A 14,809-nucleotide genomic window follows, 5' to 3' on the forward strand; every position below is an offset into this window, starting at 1 on the left:
TGTCGTTGTATTCGTGATTTTCGGTACTGAGATCAATCGCCTCGCGAGGCCGCCGCGGGCTCGAGATCATGCGCAATGGCGCAGCGACGCAGGGTGCGCTTCTGGGTCGAGTCGAAAGGCGAGCGGGCATGCTGCAGCAGCAGGTTGTCCCATACAAGCAGATCGCCCGGCGCCCACTGGTGGCGGTAAACCAGCTTGGGATCGGCAAGCACCGAGTGCGTGGCCTCGATCAACTCCATCGCCCGCGCGCCTTCCAGGTCATTGAAGCGTTTGCTCCGCTCGCGCACGACCATCAGAATCTGCTGACCGGACGCCGTATGCGTGGTCACCGCCGGGTGCCAGGCCTGGACCTGCACCGCCTTGAGGTCCTTGCGGTCATCGAGCAGCGAGGTGTAGTCGAGCTGGTTCAGCACCTGGCGCCCGGCGAGTTCCTTCAGCAATGATTCCGGCATATGCCGTACCGCGGCCGCCGAATTGGTGAACAGCGTCTCGCCGCCCTCGGCGGGGATCTCGATGCCGTAAAGCATCAACACCTTGATCGGGCAGTCGTAATAAGAATGGTCGTAATGGAATGCCAGTTCGCCGTTGCCAAATGCGCCGTCGGCCCTGGCGTTAGAGATATACGTGCAGTCCGGGCTGACGCTGTGCACGGGGCCCTGCCGGGTGAACCGGCCGAATAGACGCGCGAAATCAGCCTGCTGCTCCGAGGTGATGTGTTGATTGCGAAAAACGAGCAGCCCCCGTGTCGCCAGCGCGCCGCGCAGCAGCTCCACGGCGCCCGGTGGCAACGGCTGGGCCAGATCGACGCCTTCGACCTCATAGCCCAGATATTCTGTAAGCATCCGCAAGCGCAAGGCTTCGACCATGGAGAGCTCCATCAATGCATGAATAACAGACACGTCGGACTCGCCGACTGGAATCGCCAGGTGTCGGCGAACTTTCCTGATTCCTTGTCCAGGTTGACCCGGATGATGTCGTTGCTACGATTCGACGTCACCCACAGCGCGCCGGCGTCCGCGTCCATTTCCATGAAGCGCGGGAAACTGCCGACGTCGTCCATGAAGTCGATGGCCTTCGGATGCAGGGCGTCGGCGCCGGTCTGGAAGGCGGTGATGCAATCGTGGCCGCGTGTCGTCGTGTAGACGAAGCGGCCGTCCGGCGAGACGCAGACGGCAGCGGCGATGCTTTCCTTGGTAATTCCCGCGGGCCGCGTGGCGACGTTCGCCCCAGGCTCCAGGCGTCGTTCGGATTCATTCCACTGGCAAGCCGCCACCGAACAGTCGAGTTCGTTCAGCACGTAGGCAATGGGCTTGTTCGGATGCCATTCCATATGGCGTGGACCCGATCCCGGCGCCAGCACCGCCCCCGGCAGTGCCTGTATGTCGCGCGCAGACTGGTACGAGAAAACATGCACGGTATCGCATCCCCTGTCGGGAACGAAAAAAAATCGCCCGCAAGCAGAGAACTTGATTTGATGCGGCTGGCTGGCCGTCTGTAGCGGATGGGGGCCGGTCGCGCCCTGCAGCGCCATCGTGTCGCAAGCGCCCTGGAACCTGCCCGCCGCGTCCAACGGGACCACGCTGATGCTGCCGCTGGAAAAATTCGCCACGATCAGGGCGCTGCCGTCGTTGGCTACCGCCAGGTGAGCGCCGTTGTCGCCGCCGGTGGCGCATTCCCCCACCCATTCCATGGTTCCATCGTCCCCCACCCTTGCCGCGCTGACCTTCCGATCATCGCTATGGCAGGTATAGATCAGGTTGCGCAACACGGGATGCCGAACGATGTATGACGGGTTGTCCGCAGGCAGTTCCTGCAGGAGATGCCACCCATCGGCAGCCACACGGTACGAACGCAGTCCCTTGGCGGTCCCCCTCCGTTGCGGGGTGGTGAAGGTGCCCACGATCACTATCATTGATTCGAGTCTCCTCACGCTGCCTTGCCAGCGTACTGGCGGCGCATGATTGCTAAGGCCTGGCGGGTTCCAGACGTTCCATGTCCAGATCGTCCAGACGGTCAATGCCTATCAGCGCCATGTTGCGCAATACTTCGGACGCAAGTATGCGGATCGCGTGCATCACGCCCTCTTCGCCCGCTACGGCCCCGGCGTAATTGAACGGCCGCCCCAGCAACACAAAATTCGCCCCCAGGGCCAATGCCATCAACACGTCATTGCCTCGGCGGAAGCCGCCATCGATCATGACCGGATAGTCTGGCCCGACCGCCGCGCGGACTCTGGGCAGCATCAAGAGCGGCGGCGTCGCACCGTCGAGCTGGCGTCCGCCGTGATTCGATACGATGATCGCGTCCGCGCCCTGGTCCTGGGCGAGCTTCGCGTCTTCCGGGTGCAGAATGCCCTTGATGACGAGCTTGCCCGCCCAGCGCCTGCGGATCTGCGCGAAATGTTCCCAGCTGAGATGGTCGCGCGCGCCCAGATCACGCATGGCCGACTTGGCCAGAATCGGCGTACGCGAAGCGGCTTGCGCATTCTCGAAATGCGGCATGCCGTGCCTGACCAGCGTGCGCAGAGCGGTTCCGAAGAGCCAGTGCGGATGTGTAATGCCCTGATAGGCCAGGCGTAGGCTGGGCCGCAAGGGGGTAGAAAAGCCGGCGCGCAGATTGTTCTCGCGATTTCCGCTGACGGGGGTGTCGACCGTCACGACGAGCGTTCCGAACCCCGCCGCTTCGACCCGGTCCAGCAAACGCATGATGCGCTCGGGTTCGCCCGGCACATAGGCCTGGAACCACGCATCGGGATTGACCTTGGTGACCTCTTCCATTGCCACCAGCGAAGCGCCGCTCAGGATCAGCGGCACGTTCGCGCGTTGGGTGGCTGACGCCTGCGCAATGTCGCCCCGATAGGCGGTGAGCCCGCAGATGCCCATGGGTGCGATGCCGAACGGCGCCGCGTAACGCTTGCCCAGCAGCGTAGTGGCCAGGGTGCGCGACGACGTGTCGCGCAGCACCCGCGTGATCCACATGTACTGCCGAAAACCGTTGCGGTTTGCCTCGACAGACCTGTTCAGCTCGCAACCGCCCGCGACGTATGAATAAATGGGTCGCGGCAATATCCGCCGCGCCTCGGTCTCGAAATCATCCAGGCAAAGCACACGCTTGAGCCGCTTGGGCAGGTTGCCCATCCCCACCCGCGTGTGGGGTGTCGCTCCTACTGATACCAGATCATCAAGACGCAGAGTGGCTTTCATCGAGAGAGGCAGGGTCATTATTCGTGGCCAGAGTATATGGCTCGCGCCATCACGCTTGCGCGATAATTCGTCGTTCCAAGCGTGAGTTTTTCTCACGATTCAGACTGGGTCGTCCGATCCGCTGCCCGCGGCCCAGACGAAAGCTTCCCTCACGGCATTGATGACCCTTTTCTCACTGTCGGAGATACGCTGCACGAATACTGTCTGCCGGACCGGACCGCTGCGCCCCAGCCGGATCTCGCGTATGCGGTACGCGTCGCGGCTACGCGGCGGCAGTCGCGGCAGCACCGACACCCCCACACCGGACTCGACCATGGCGGCGATCACATCCGACGCCGGCAGATCCAGCAGCGCGGGATGTTGCGGCAGCAATGAATCCACATAACGAGCCGCGATCCTGCCCGTCAAAAGACTGCGGTCGAGCCTGATCCATGGCAGCTGGCGCAACAGCTTTCTGACATCCGTACCCGTAAGATGCTCCGGCGCCAGCATGACGTATTCTTCATTCAACAGCGGCGTCCAGCGGAATCTGCTGGAACCACCCGATGGCGGCCGGATGATCACCGCCGCGTCGAGCCGGCCCGCCTTCACGTCTGAAAGCAATTGGTCGCTCGGCCCGCGCCGCAGATCCAGCGCCACGCCGGGGGCCTGCTGCTGCAGTTGTGCAAACGCCTGCGGGAACAGGTTGGTCAGCGCCGAGCTGGCAATACCCAACCGCACTTTGCCGACGGGCGAGATCTCCGAAACCCGGCGCAGGGCCTCCAGGTCGTCGAAAGCGCGCTGGCCTACCCTGGCCAGGTCTCGCCCAAAACGTGTCAGCCGCACGTTGCGACCTGAGCGGTCAAGAATGGCCTGGCCGAAATAAGTCTCGAGCTGCTTCATCTGCAGACTCACCGCGCTGGGCGTCCGGCTGACTTTTTCGGCGGCGGCCGCCAGGCTGCCGTGTTCGGCCACAGCCGCCAGCGTTGCGAGAAATTCGATTCTCATGCGCCCCCCTTCCATTTTGTTCGCGCCATTCTATTCGCCGCGCCGTTGAGTCGAGAGCGGGCCCGGTAGCGCCTCCCAGAGACACGACTCACATGCAGTCGCGGTGACGGTCGACCATGGGCCCCTTCCCGATCCGATGACGCCGAACCTCATAAAGTCAGGTCATCCGCCCATCTACGGCCTCTAATGCGCTCGCGCTCGGGCCTTCCATTCCCGCGGCGAGCGGCCCGCGTGTGCCTTGAAGGCGCGTGAGAGCGCGGCCTCGCTGCCGTAGCCCACCTCGGCGGCAATGATTTTCAGCGGGCGTCCGCGCTGCAGCGCTTTTTGCGCCAGCCGCACCCGCCAACTCTGCAGATACTGTCCGGGCGTGATGCCCACGGTCTCGCGGAATGTCTTGGCAAACACACTGCGGGAGATTCCCGCCACCTCAGCCAGCTCGCCCAGCGTCCATGCCTTGGCAGGCGTCTCGTGCATGGCCACCAGCGCGTTGCGCAAGCGCGCGTGCGCCAGACCCGACAACAAGCCCCCCTGCACTTGGCCGGCTTCCATCAGCTGTCGCAGCACCTGGATCATTACCACTTCGAACAGGCGCTCCACCAGCGCAACGCGGCCGCAGCGTTGCTCCAGCGCTTCATCGAACAGCACTTGCAACACGGGCCCTGCCCCATCGATTTCATCCAGCGCCAAACACACCAGCTCGGGCAAGGCCGCAGCGATGGGACTGCTGGCCCCGCCCTCGAACGCGAGCACGGCGCCTACGACATCGGCGCCTGGCTCCGGCTCGACGGCAAACCCTGGGCCAGGCAGGCGGGGCGCAAGCAGCAAGCTGGGCTGATCGACGCGCAGAGACTCCCGACCGTGCCGAACGAGCACGGTGCCGCTGCGCACCACGTGCAACTCCCCGTGCGACTCGCTGCTTTGCGGCCTGCTGAAAGTGGCAGAACCACTCACGCTGCATACTTTCGCGGTCACCGGGAAGTGGGCCATCAAGGCGGCGAGGCGATCGGCCATGGAATACGATTAGTTAAGAAAAAAGTATTTTACATCACCCATAGTACTGATCAATCCCGCACAATGCGTCCTGTCGAAAACGAAATCGATCCCATCAACGACTGACAGGAACTTATCTCATGAATGCTTTCACCCAAAAACTCCTCATCGGCGTACTTGCCGCGTCCCTGCAATCCGTGGCGGCCGCGCATACGACCGAACTTGCTCCGGCAGCGCAGATCGCGGCGCAAGCCACCGTGGATGGCGACTACATCGTCACCGCCGACGGCGTGCGCCTCTACTACAAAGACTGGGGCCCCAAGGATGGTCCGGTCGTCACCTTCAGCCATGGATGGCCGCTCAGCTCGGACAGCTGGGAGTCGCAGATGATCTTCCTGGCCAATCACGGCTACCGGGTGGTCGCTCACGACCGCCGCGGGCACGGCCGCTCCAGCCAGCCCTGGAATGGCAATGATATGAACCACTATGCCGACGACCTGGCGGCCGTGATCCAGGCCCTGGGGCTGAAGGACATTACCGCCGTGGGATTTTCTACCGGCGGGGGCGAAGTGGCGCGTTACATCGGCCGCCACGGCAGCAGTCTTGTCAAGAAGGCAGTCCTGGTCAGCGCGGTCCCGCCACTCATGCTGAAGACGCCTGACAACCCAGCAGGCGTGCCAATCGAGGTGTTCGACGGTCTGCGCAAGGCATCGCTCGAGAACCGTTCGCAGCTGTACCTGGACCTGGCGGCGGGGCCTTTCTACGGCTTCAACCGACCGGGCGCCAAGGTGTCGCAGGGCTTGATCAACAGCTGGTGGTCGCAGGGCATGCAAGCCGGCCACAAGAACACCTATGACTCCATCGCGGCGTTCTCTGCAACCGACTTTCGTGCTGATCTGGAAAAGTTCAACGTGCCCACGCTGGTAATTCATGGAGATGACGACCAGATCGTGCCGCTGGCCATTTCCGGCAAGGCGTCCGCTGAGCTGATCAAGGGCGCGAAACTGATCGTCTACCCCGGTGCGCCGCACGGACTGACCGACACGCACAAAGACGGCTTCAATAAGGATTTGCTGGACTTCTTGAAGCAGTGATCTGCGCCATACAGGCCGGCCGTGAGCAGCGTCACGGCCGGCCTGTATTCGTAGCCCTCAGCCCTGCCTCATGTTTTTAGGAACAGAACCATGCAACAGAGACCGGGCCAGCTTCAGCCGGTCCTTCGGCGCCTCCCGTATAGGACCGAAGGCGTTTGCCCCCCCGGAGCGAGACAGCCTGCAATGGGCAGAGCAATCCAACGGGCGGACAGAGGGGGATCCAGAACAAGCAAATCAATCGCTCAGCCAGTCAGACACCAAGCCCGATTGCATGACGCTTCAGCGCTTGATTCCGGTGGTATCTGAAGGAGTTATTCCACAGGATCGGCCGGAAGTGGTCGCTCGACGGTAGAGGCATGATCACGGGAAGATATCGTGACTGCGCTCGACGCGTCGATGGATGCTTTGAGTACACGCCTTGCAAGAGAGCAGGTGGAATCATTTCATAAACGGTTTCCCAAAGCGGCGCCAGAACAGCTATGGGCGCATTTGCAGTAGCGGTCCAGATGCGCTCGAATCTCGATGGCCCGATCCCTCGCAAAAACGCCTGCCACATACCCGTCCGGCCGGATCAGCGTGCCGGCACCCGCGGCCAGACCGTAAAACTTGGCGAATTGCCCCAGGTGGTCTTCGATCTCCATACCGGGGCCGATGCAGTGAACGTGCAAGCCAGCGCTTGGCGGAAAAGTTGAAGGGCCGTTGACGAGTAATGTCCAATGCGTGCCCCGGAACAAGTTGAACAGGCGCGTCGGGCTGCCGCCTGCGCCACGCACAATGGCGTCGGGCGCGCGGGCTCCCGGCGCAATCCTGCTGGCGGCTTGCGACGCAAGGGTTAGCAGAGATGCTGGATAACCGACGTCCAGTTGCTGCACTTCGCGGGTCCGCCTGTTGTCTCCGCTCTTGAAACCAGCAAGCAACCGCGTGGACAGGCTGAGTACGTGCGCGGCCACAGGCCTGCGTTCGGCTTCGTAGGTATCAAGAAGCCCCTCGGACGCGCCAGCAAGCACGGCGGCCAGCTTCCAGCCCAAGTTATAGGCGTCCTGCACGCCTGTGTTGAGGCCTTGTCCGCCGGTGGGAGGATGGACATGTGCAGCATCGCCGACCAGGAACACGGGGCCATCTCGGTAACGGTCGGCCAGCCTGGCGTTCATTTGATAAATCGAAGACCACGAAACTGAATGGACGGTAATGTCCGTGCGCGAGGTGTGCAGGGCGATGCGTTCAGTCAGCGCAGCCGCGGAAAGGTCGATGTCGCCCTCCAGCGGCACGGGCGCCTGGATCTGGAACATATCCGTGCCGGCAAGCGGGCAGATGGCCAGGGGACCCGCGCCGTTACCGTCAAACTGATGCCACATACTGCGCGACAGCCCTTCCAGTACGACATCGGCCACGATCGCCCGCACGCCTAGAGACGTGCCCGGAAAACCGATGCGCATTGTTCGGCGCACCAGGCTGCGCCCGCCGTCGGCGCCCACCACGTAGCGGGCGTAGAGCCTCTGCTGGCCCTCCGGAGTGGCGAGCAGGACTTCTATGCCGCCGGCAGTAACCTCCATTCCGACCAGCTCCACGCCATACTCGGGTGCTTGGCCCAATTCGGCCAGGCGCTCGCGCATAATCGCTTCGGTCTTGAACTGCGGCACCATCAACGCGAGGGTGTAGGGCTCGGCGGCCGTAAGTGCGGCAGCAGGCGCAGCTTCCTGATCCAGCTGAGCGCCGTCCGCCGTGTATTTGCGAACCTTGGGATAAACACCGCCCGCGGCCATGGCTCGATCGAGAATTCCCAGGTCTTCAAAGACCTCTTGGGTGCGCGGTTGAATCCCCTTCCCGCGCGAGCCCGGAAAGGGGGACGACAACTTTTCGATAAGGGCGAAGCGCACGCCGCGCCGCGCCAGTTCTATTGCCAGGGTCAAGCCGGCGGCACCCGCACCGCAGATCAGCACGTCGACGGATTCTCGCATCGCAGTTTTCCCAAATATGTGTAATATGCACACATCAGGAGGACAGTTTATGCCCACAGGGAAAAAAGTGCAAGATACACATATCTCGGCGCAGTTGAAGGACCTTCATCGGTCCTTGATCACGATACTGAGTGTGATGAACCGCCCCCGGAACGACGAACAACTGATCGCGGAAGCCGGCGTGCAGTTGGATCAGGCTCTCTTTCGTCTATTGGTGATGATTGAAAGGGTGGGCCCGATCGGCGTGGTGGATCTGGCGGATCGTCTTGGCAGGGATTACACGACCATCAGCCGCCAAGTTGCCAAGCTAGAACGGATGGAGATGGTGATGCGACACGAGAATCCCGAAGATCGCCGGATGCGCGAAACGGTGGTATCTGCCAAGGGCAGAGCCGTGACTGACAAGCTAGACCAGGCACGCGAGCGTCTGGCACGGGGAATCTTTGAGGACTGGGCCGCGGAAGATGTCGCGGAACTCGTGCGCCTGATGCGCAAGTTCGCGGAGGCGCTCGAACTGGGCACTCGGGCATGAGGCGGCTGGCGCGTGTCCGGCGCCTTGGATATGAACTCGCGTAAGCGCCGGGTCTTATAGGAGCTGAAGGCGTAGGGTCCCCCGTCAAGTAGACGACGGCTGATAGAGATTCGGAGCAAGGGTTAGCCGAGGCATAAACTGCACCGGCGGGACGTCGCCCAGTGATTCATGTGGGCGGTATTCGTTGTAATCGATTAGCCATTGTTCGGTGATGGCCTGCACCTGCTGCAGATTAGCGAACAGATGAGCGTCGAGCACCTCAGTGCGATACGTCTTGTTGAAGCGCTCGATGAACGCATTCTGATTCGGTTTTCCGGGCTGGATATAACGCACGGCGATGCCTCTGGCAGCAGCCCATTCGGTGAACGCCAGCGAGACCATCTCCGGCCCGTTGTCCAGCCGTATGGCCTCAGGAGCCCCATAGCAATTGATCAGGCGGTTGAGCACACGGATCAGGCGTGCCGACGGGATGGATGTGCCTACCTCGATGGCCAGGCACTCCCGGTTGGCCTCGTCGATCACGTTCAACGTCCGGAAGCGTCGGCCACAGTACAAGGCATCATGCATGAAATCTAATGCCCAGCAGCGATTTGGCTCCAGGAAATGGTCCAGCGGCTGACGGGGCCGGTCAGTCAGCCGTTTCTTGCAGCGTCGAGGCAAATTCAATCCCATCTCGCAGTACACCCGGTGAACCCGCTTTTTGTTCCAGCAATGGCCATCGAGCCGCAGCCGTGTGAAGCACTTCCAGAATCCCCAACGCCCATGCCGGGTCACGATGGCATTGAGCGCATCAATGACCTCGGCATCGCGCTGCTCTGCCGGAGTTGGCCTCTTGTAGTACGCCGCCCGCGACAGGCCAGCAATCTGACAGGCACGTGTGATCGAGAGCTTCGATTCCACCAACTGCTCGACGACCCCGCGCCTGGCTGACGGCGTCAGGATTTTCGGTTCAGCACATCCTTGATCGCTGAGTTCTCCAGGGCCAGATCCGCGTACATGCGTTTGAGCTTGGCGTTCTCCGCTTCAAGCTCACGCAGGCGCTGCAACTCGGACACCTGCACGCCCGAGTATTTGCTCTTCCACTGGTAGTACGTGGCGCTGCTGATGCCGTGCTTGCGGCACAACTCGACGACCGGGATGCCGGCTTCGCCTTCTTTGAGCACCGCAACGATCTGGCTTTCGGTAAATCTGCTTTTCTTCAAGGGAGTCTCCGATGGAAAGGAGGCTCCGAAATTCTACTGGCTGACGTCTACTCTGAGGGGGATCCTACGGGGCAACCCTGCGTCCGCAATTCTGCCAAGGCGAGACGTGCGACGAGTGTTCGCAGATCGGCGTCATTGAGGTCTGCCACTTGTGCGCCAGTAATTTCGAACATCGTCCTTCCCCCCTTTCCTCAAGTATAGGAGAGCATGCGGGAGAACAAAGAGCTGTCAAGCGATAGTTGGTCAGCCACGGCCGCGACCGAACTGCCGTGGATCCGTCGCCACGCATGATGCCTGCGACTGGCTTGCGGAGCTGGCGTAGGTCGCCTTGTTTGATCGCCAAATGTCAGCTACTGGCCGTCGGCGGAACTTCGCCGCCGAACGCTGACGTCAGTAGGCGCGAGAACCGGACCCTCCGACGCCGCGTGCGTGGTCCAAAGGGATCTGCGGTCTACGATTCAACGAGATGCAACGATTCTTGCAAGCGTCGCGCATGCAGCATCTATGTTGTCGTGGTGCAGGTTCGTCGCGCTGAGTAGCAAGCCACGTTGCACGTTAGTGCGGTTAAGGTGCCAAGCGGAGAACGCAGAAGGCGCGAGCCCATGTTCGCGGGCGATACGCACAACGGCGATGTCGTCGGCAATCTGTGGCAGCGGCGCGATCACGCCCAGCCCAGCCGCCAGCGTGCCCGGCAGAAGCTCGTTTACATGCGTTAGCGCAAGATTGCGGCGCTCGGTATAGAGAGCCTTCATTTGCCGCAGGTGCCGCAGGAAGTGCCCATTGGATAGAAACTCCGAAACAGCCAGCTGGGTGATCCGGTTCGAGGCCGGGGCCAACACGGCGGCGACCTCGACCAGACGTTCCGCCAGCGAACGTGGGGCGACGACGAAACCGAGGCCGAGTGCCGGACTGATCGTTTTGCTGAACGACCCGATGTGGATCACACGCTCGGCGCGTGCGCCTGAGGCAAGGGCTGGCGCAGCCCGACCGTCGAGCTGAAGTTCCCCGAGATAGTCATCTTCGATGATCCAGGCGCCACTTGACGCCGCCCAGTCGAGCAAGGCGTGTCTGCGTGCGCGCGATAGGGTCACGCCTAGCGGTGCGTGTTGGCCTGGGGTGACCAGTGCCAGCATGGCGTCTGGGGCCCGGGCGATGCCATCCTCCACGCGCAGCCCCTCGGCGTCAACGCCCACAGGTTCGAGCGCGGCGCCGATCAGCTCGAGCCCGCGCCGTCCTAACGGATAACCTGGCTCTTCGATCCACGCCTTACGCCCGTGAGCGCGTAGCGCCGTGAGGGCAAGCAGTAGGCCCTGCCGGTATCCGCCGGTGACGATGATTTGATCGGGATGGCATTGCATTTGTCGGCTGATGGCAAGGTGGCTCGAGATCTGGGCCCGCAGCACGGGTTCGCCTCGCGGGTCAGCGTAGGCCGTATCAGTGCTCGCGTCGTCGCGTAGGGCACGCGCTCGCATGCGGGCCCACAGCTTGGCCGGAAACGCGTCGTGAGCGGGTACGCCCATTTGGAACGGCCTTGGGGCGCTCGAAAATGGACGGTTGAAAGCCGCCAAAGGTCTTTCGATTGGCAAGTCGTCGAACGCTTCGAAGGTAGACGGCCGAGCGCATACGCGCGTTCCTGCGGGTCCGGCACCGAATACCAGGTTCTCGGCGATTAGCCGATCGTACGCCACGCGAATGGTGCCGCGCGCGACACCAAGCTGCGCGGCGAGGTCCCGGCCGGAAGGCAAACGCTGTCCTGGCGTAAGCCGGCCGTCGAGGATTGCCCTTCGCAGGCTCGCATGGATCTGGTCGCCGATTGGCGCGACGGCGGCTCGGTCCACCTGAATCAACAGCGCGTCGAACGTACTTAAGTCAGCCATCTTGGGTCAGTCGTTTTGGCAGTTTTTGGGCCTGTTTCTCCAACACCCGGAGGAGTAACGTCTGCTTATGACATGGATCGCGGCCGAAGTCGAGAGGCGGCCTTCGGGGCCCACCGGCTGCGATCCGACACTCATCAAAAACAGCAAAGGACTGTGATGACCCGATTGAACTGGCAAGAGATCGCACCTGAAGGCGCAAAGGCACTTTTCGGTATCCACCACTACGTCACAAGAAAGACGAACCTTCCGGAGGAACTCGTGCACCTCGTGTTCCTCCGCGTTTCGCAAATCAATGGCTGTGCACACTGCATCGATATGCACAGTCGCGATCTAAGAAAAACCATGTCGATCGACAAGATCAGTTTGGTACCCGTATGGGACGAGGTGCACCATTTGTTCTCTGAGCAGGAGCGCGCCGCGCTGGCCTGGGCTGAGGAGGTGACCCGTGTCAGCGAGACGCACGCGTCTGATGAGGCGTATGCAGCCGCCTCGGCACAATTCGCGCCCAAGGATCTAGTTGACCTCACGATCACGATCGCCGCAATGAACGCGTTCAATCGGCTGGGAGCGCCGTTTCGAGTTCCTGTCGCTGCCCAGTCATGATCTGGTTTTCACACGCAGATTGGAAGTGATGCTTCACGGGCTCGATGATGCGAAACCGTAGCCGTCGATGATGCAATTCAGACCGAGCTGCGCGAAGGGCAGCTTTGGACAACCGCCCGCGAACGTCTGCTCCTGGCAGAGAGACGCCATTCTTGGCGTGGTACGCCGCTTCCAATCGTGGCGCGCCGTCGCACTTAAAGCTCCAGAGCCGTCATTCACCAATGCCTGTGGACACCAAGCGGGCCGGCAACTCATATCGGCGGTAGCGTCGATATCAAAACCGCCACTTCGACCAGCTTAAATCCCAAGCAATGAGTTCGGCGTGAGCGACGATGTAGGCCACTACACCGTCACAGCCCGATGCCAATCCTTCGGGGTGGGACGCGGTGACGCGCTAAAGGTCTGGTTGTGCGTGGCGGTCACCACCGAGCGCTCGTTAGCCAACATGCCCAGAAATCGCCCGACTTCCATTGGATTATGTCCTGCAGAGGCCGCAAACCGTGCGTCCCATAAACATGCGCACATCCATTGAACACAGCGAGACACGCACCCCCCTTGCCCGGCCGAGACGCAAGGGCTCAAACCGGGAGCGTCAGCTATACAAGGCATTCTGGGTCAAGCTGCGCGGCCTGCGGCTCCTGCGCGGCGGGGGTCATGGTATTGGGCGTATCGATACCATGATCGACACCACCAATTGCAGTCTGCTTGATCGGCACCCCGGCCCGTCGCCAGCAAGTGAAGTGCACAGCAACGCAAATCGCTGAACGTTAACACCCGCTTGACAAGAAAAAAGCCCTTGAAATCAAGGGCTTTTTTCGAAATCTGGCGGACAGAGGGGGATTCGAACCCCCGATACGCTATGAACGTATACACGCTTTCCAGGCGTGCGCCTTCAACCACTCGGCCACCTGTCCTGATTCGGATGCGGGCCCTGCAACCCGACAGGCCGGGCAGGCCGCAAATGCGAATCCGCGATTCTAACAGAATGGCGCGCGACAAGCATGCGGCCGTGGGACGGCCGCTACGCAGAACGGGCTCGACGGCTCACTCTTAAGCTGAGACTTCCTGGTCGCGCAGTTTGCCGCCAGGCTTCGTCGCAAGACGGGTGGCGCAACCCGGCGGCGCCGGCGCCAGGCTTCAGGGCAGCAGCCTGGAAGTCTTTAATGTGGACGTTCGTTACCCTACCAACCACACGCACACCCGCTATCTGAGGTCCACATCCGCACGTAGTATCACAATATGGACTTAATGAGGCTCGAAAGGTCTACTTCCATGCCCCCATTAGGGATAACATCCGCTCTGGCTCCGGTACAGGAAGCCATCCGGCGAGCAACCAAACAGGACGCCGGATAAACGAACAGGAGGAAGGCATGAAGAGAATCTGGTCCGCAGCGCTGCTCAGTCTGGCGGCAATTGCGCCTATGGCTCATGGCGCCAACGCCGATAAATTTCCCGAACGGCCTGTCACGCTCATCGTTCCGTATGCGGCGGGCGGACTTACCGACGTAGTCATTCGCAAGCTGGTCGAACACGTCAAGCAACCACTGGGGCAGACGCTGGTCATCCAGAACCGGGGCGGCGCGAACGGGACGTTGGGCGCGACGGCGCTGAAGACTGCCAAGCCGGACGGCTACACGCTGGCCATCGTGCCCGGCGGTGTGTTCCGCATTCCCTATATTCAGAAAGTCGATTTCGACCCGGTTGCCGACCTGACCTATGTGTCGGGCATTGCCGACTACAGCTATCTGATCGCGGCGCGAGGCGATTCTCCGTGGAAATCCCTGGGCGACCTGCTGGCGGACGCCAAGAAGGAGCCGGGCAAGTACACCTATGGATCGCCCGGAATCTACAGCACGCCTCAGATGACGATGGATGACGTCGTCGCCGCCGCGGGAGGCGAGATGATGCACGTACCGTACAAGGGCGGCACTGACAACGTCACTGCATTGCTAGGCGGTCAGGTCGACATTATTGTCGGTGGCGGTTCGGGCATGCTGGCGCAATTGGTGGCAGAGGGCAAGATCCGCATCCTGGCAACCATGAATGGCCAGCGCGGCAGCGACTACCCCGATGTTCCCACCGTGCGCGAGTCCGGATTCGACGTCGAGGCCCGCTCTCCCATGGGAGTGGTAGGCCCTTCGGGCATGGACCCGGCCGTCGTCAAAAAGCTTGATGCCGCCTTCAAGCAAGCCCTGGCGAACCCCGAATACATCAAGTTCATGGAAAGCGTAGGCATGCCCATTACCTACATGGGGCCGGAAGAATACACGGCATACGCCAAGAAGACCTTCCAGGATGAAGGTGCGCGGATGAAGCGTGTGCTGGCCCTGACCGGCAAGGAAACAGCCATTCCGGTGCAGTGA

12 protein-coding genes and 1 tRNA gene are annotated in these 14,809 nt (G+C 61.7%); 4 read left to right on the plus strand and 9 right to left on the minus strand.

Annotated features, from left to right (window positions below):
* Nucleotides 1–32: 32 nt before the first annotated feature.
* The 5 genes from ACV17W_RS10120 to ACV17W_RS10140 form a co-directional block, all read right to left on the minus strand.
* Nucleotides 33–899, minus strand: a complete 867-nt coding sequence (locus tag ACV17W_RS10120) for a TauD/TfdA dioxygenase family protein (RefSeq protein ID WP_462596285.1) — start codon at nt 897–899, stop codon at nt 33–35.
* Nucleotides 878–1,912 carry a lactonase family protein gene (locus ACV17W_RS10125; protein WP_462596286.1) on the minus strand — a complete coding sequence of 345 codons (1,035 nt, stop codon included), beginning with the start codon at nt 1,910–1,912 and terminating at the stop codon, nt 878–880. Before ACV17W_RS10125 ends, ACV17W_RS10120 begins: the two co-directional genes overlap by 22 nt.
* 52 nt (nt 1,913–1,964) lie before the next feature.
* On the minus strand, nt 1,965–3,221 hold the full coding sequence (locus tag ACV17W_RS10130; protein ID WP_462596288.1) for an alpha-hydroxy acid oxidase: 1,257 nt from the start codon (nt 3,219–3,221) through the stop codon (nt 1,965–1,967).
* Nucleotides 3,222–3,302: 81 nt separating this feature from the next.
* On the minus strand, nt 3,303–4,190 hold the full coding sequence (locus tag ACV17W_RS10135; protein WP_462596289.1) for a LysR family transcriptional regulator: 888 nt from the start codon (nt 4,188–4,190) through the stop codon (nt 3,303–3,305).
* Between the two features lie 183 nt (nt 4,191–4,373).
* Entirely contained in the window at nt 4,374–5,201 is an 828-nt protein-coding gene (locus ACV17W_RS10140; RefSeq protein WP_462596290.1) for an AraC family transcriptional regulator, read from the minus strand.
* A gap of 119 nt (nt 5,202–5,320) precedes the next feature.
* On the opposite strand from ACV17W_RS10140, the gene ACV17W_RS10145 reads away from it, so the two are divergent.
* Nucleotides 5,321–6,274, plus strand: a complete 954-nt coding sequence (locus ACV17W_RS10145) for an alpha/beta fold hydrolase (RefSeq protein WP_462596291.1) — start codon at nt 5,321–5,323, stop codon at nt 6,272–6,274.
* Nucleotides 6,275–6,717: 443 nt separating this feature from the next.
* On the opposite strand, the gene ACV17W_RS10150 is transcribed toward ACV17W_RS10145, so the two are convergent.
* On the minus strand, nt 6,718–8,232 hold the full coding sequence (locus ACV17W_RS10150; RefSeq protein ID WP_462596292.1) for an FAD-dependent oxidoreductase: 1,515 nt from the start codon (nt 8,230–8,232) through the stop codon (nt 6,718–6,720).
* Between the two features lie 49 nt (nt 8,233–8,281).
* Between ACV17W_RS10150 and ACV17W_RS10155 the strand changes: the two genes are divergently transcribed.
* Complete coding sequence (locus ACV17W_RS10155) at nt 8,282–8,764, plus strand: MarR family winged helix-turn-helix transcriptional regulator (RefSeq protein ID WP_462596294.1); 483 nt, start codon at nt 8,282–8,284, stop codon at nt 8,762–8,764.
* An 84-nt stretch (nt 8,765–8,848) separates the two neighbouring features.
* Here the strand turns inward: ACV17W_RS10155 and ACV17W_RS10160 are convergent.
* A protein-coding gene (locus ACV17W_RS10160) for an IS3 family transposase (RefSeq protein ID WP_462592677.1) occupies nt 8,849–9,966 on the minus strand; the annotation gives its coding sequence in 2 pieces (ribosomal slippage) (nt 8,849–9,705 and nt 9,705–9,966; 1,119 coding nt in all).
* A 458-nt stretch (nt 9,967–10,424) separates the two neighbouring features.
* Nucleotides 10,425–11,843, minus strand: coding sequence for a MocR-like pyridoxine biosynthesis transcription factor PdxR (pdxR, locus tag ACV17W_RS10165; protein ID WP_462596295.1), 1,419 nt, complete (start codon nt 11,841–11,843; stop codon nt 10,425–10,427).
* Nucleotides 11,844–11,999: 156 nt separating this feature from the next.
* On the opposite strand from pdxR, the gene ACV17W_RS10170 reads away from it, so the two are divergent.
* A complete protein-coding gene (locus ACV17W_RS10170) occupies nt 12,000–12,446 on the plus strand; it encodes a carboxymuconolactone decarboxylase family protein (RefSeq protein WP_462596296.1) in 447 nt (148 codons plus the stop codon).
* A gap of 823 nt (nt 12,447–13,269) precedes the next feature.
* Here the strand turns inward: ACV17W_RS10170 and ACV17W_RS10175 are convergent.
* Nucleotides 13,270–13,360: transfer RNA gene (locus tag ACV17W_RS10175), tRNA-Ser, on the minus strand.
* A 456-nt stretch (nt 13,361–13,816) separates the two neighbouring features.
* Between ACV17W_RS10175 and ACV17W_RS10180 the strand changes: the two genes are divergently transcribed.
* Entirely contained in the window at nt 13,817–14,809 is a 993-nt protein-coding gene (locus ACV17W_RS10180) for a tripartite tricarboxylate transporter substrate binding protein (protein ID WP_462596297.1), read from the plus strand.

The organism is Bordetella sp. MIP270_01_BMS (assembly GCF_054958705.1).

Excerpts from the sequence above, each read along its gene's own strand:
- ACV17W_RS10125 (WP_462596286.1), bottom strand. The coding sequence starts at position 1,912 with ATGATAGTGATCGTGGGCACCTTCACCACCCCGCAACGGAGGGGGACC.
- ACV17W_RS10130 (WP_462596288.1), bottom strand. The coding sequence starts at position 3,221 with ATGACCCTGCCTCTCTCGATGAAAGCCACTCTGCGTCTTGATGATCTG.
- ACV17W_RS10135 (WP_462596289.1), bottom strand. The coding sequence starts at position 4,190 with ATGAGAATCGAATTTCTCGCAACGCTGGCGGCTGTGGCCGAACACGGC.
- ACV17W_RS10140 (WP_462596290.1), bottom strand. The coding sequence starts at position 5,201 with ATGGCCGATCGCCTCGCCGCCTTGATGGCCCACTTCCCGGTGACCGCG.
- ACV17W_RS10145 (WP_462596291.1), top strand. The coding sequence starts at position 5,321 with ATGAATGCTTTCACCCAAAAACTCCTCATCGGCGTACTTGCCGCGTCC.
- ACV17W_RS10150 (WP_462596292.1), bottom strand. The coding sequence starts at position 8,232 with ATGCGAGAATCCGTCGACGTGCTGATCTGCGGTGCGGGTGCCGCCGGC.
- ACV17W_RS10155 (WP_462596294.1), top strand. The coding sequence starts at position 8,282 with ATGCCCACAGGGAAAAAAGTGCAAGATACACATATCTCGGCGCAGTTG.
- pdxR (WP_462596295.1), bottom strand. The coding sequence starts at position 11,843 with ATGGCTGACTTAAGTACGTTCGACGCGCTGTTGATTCAGGTGGACCGA.
- ACV17W_RS10170 (WP_462596296.1), top strand. The coding sequence starts at position 12,000 with ATGACCCGATTGAACTGGCAAGAGATCGCACCTGAAGGCGCAAAGGCA.
- ACV17W_RS10180 (WP_462596297.1), top strand. The coding sequence starts at position 13,817 with ATGAAGAGAATCTGGTCCGCAGCGCTGCTCAGTCTGGCGGCAATTGCG.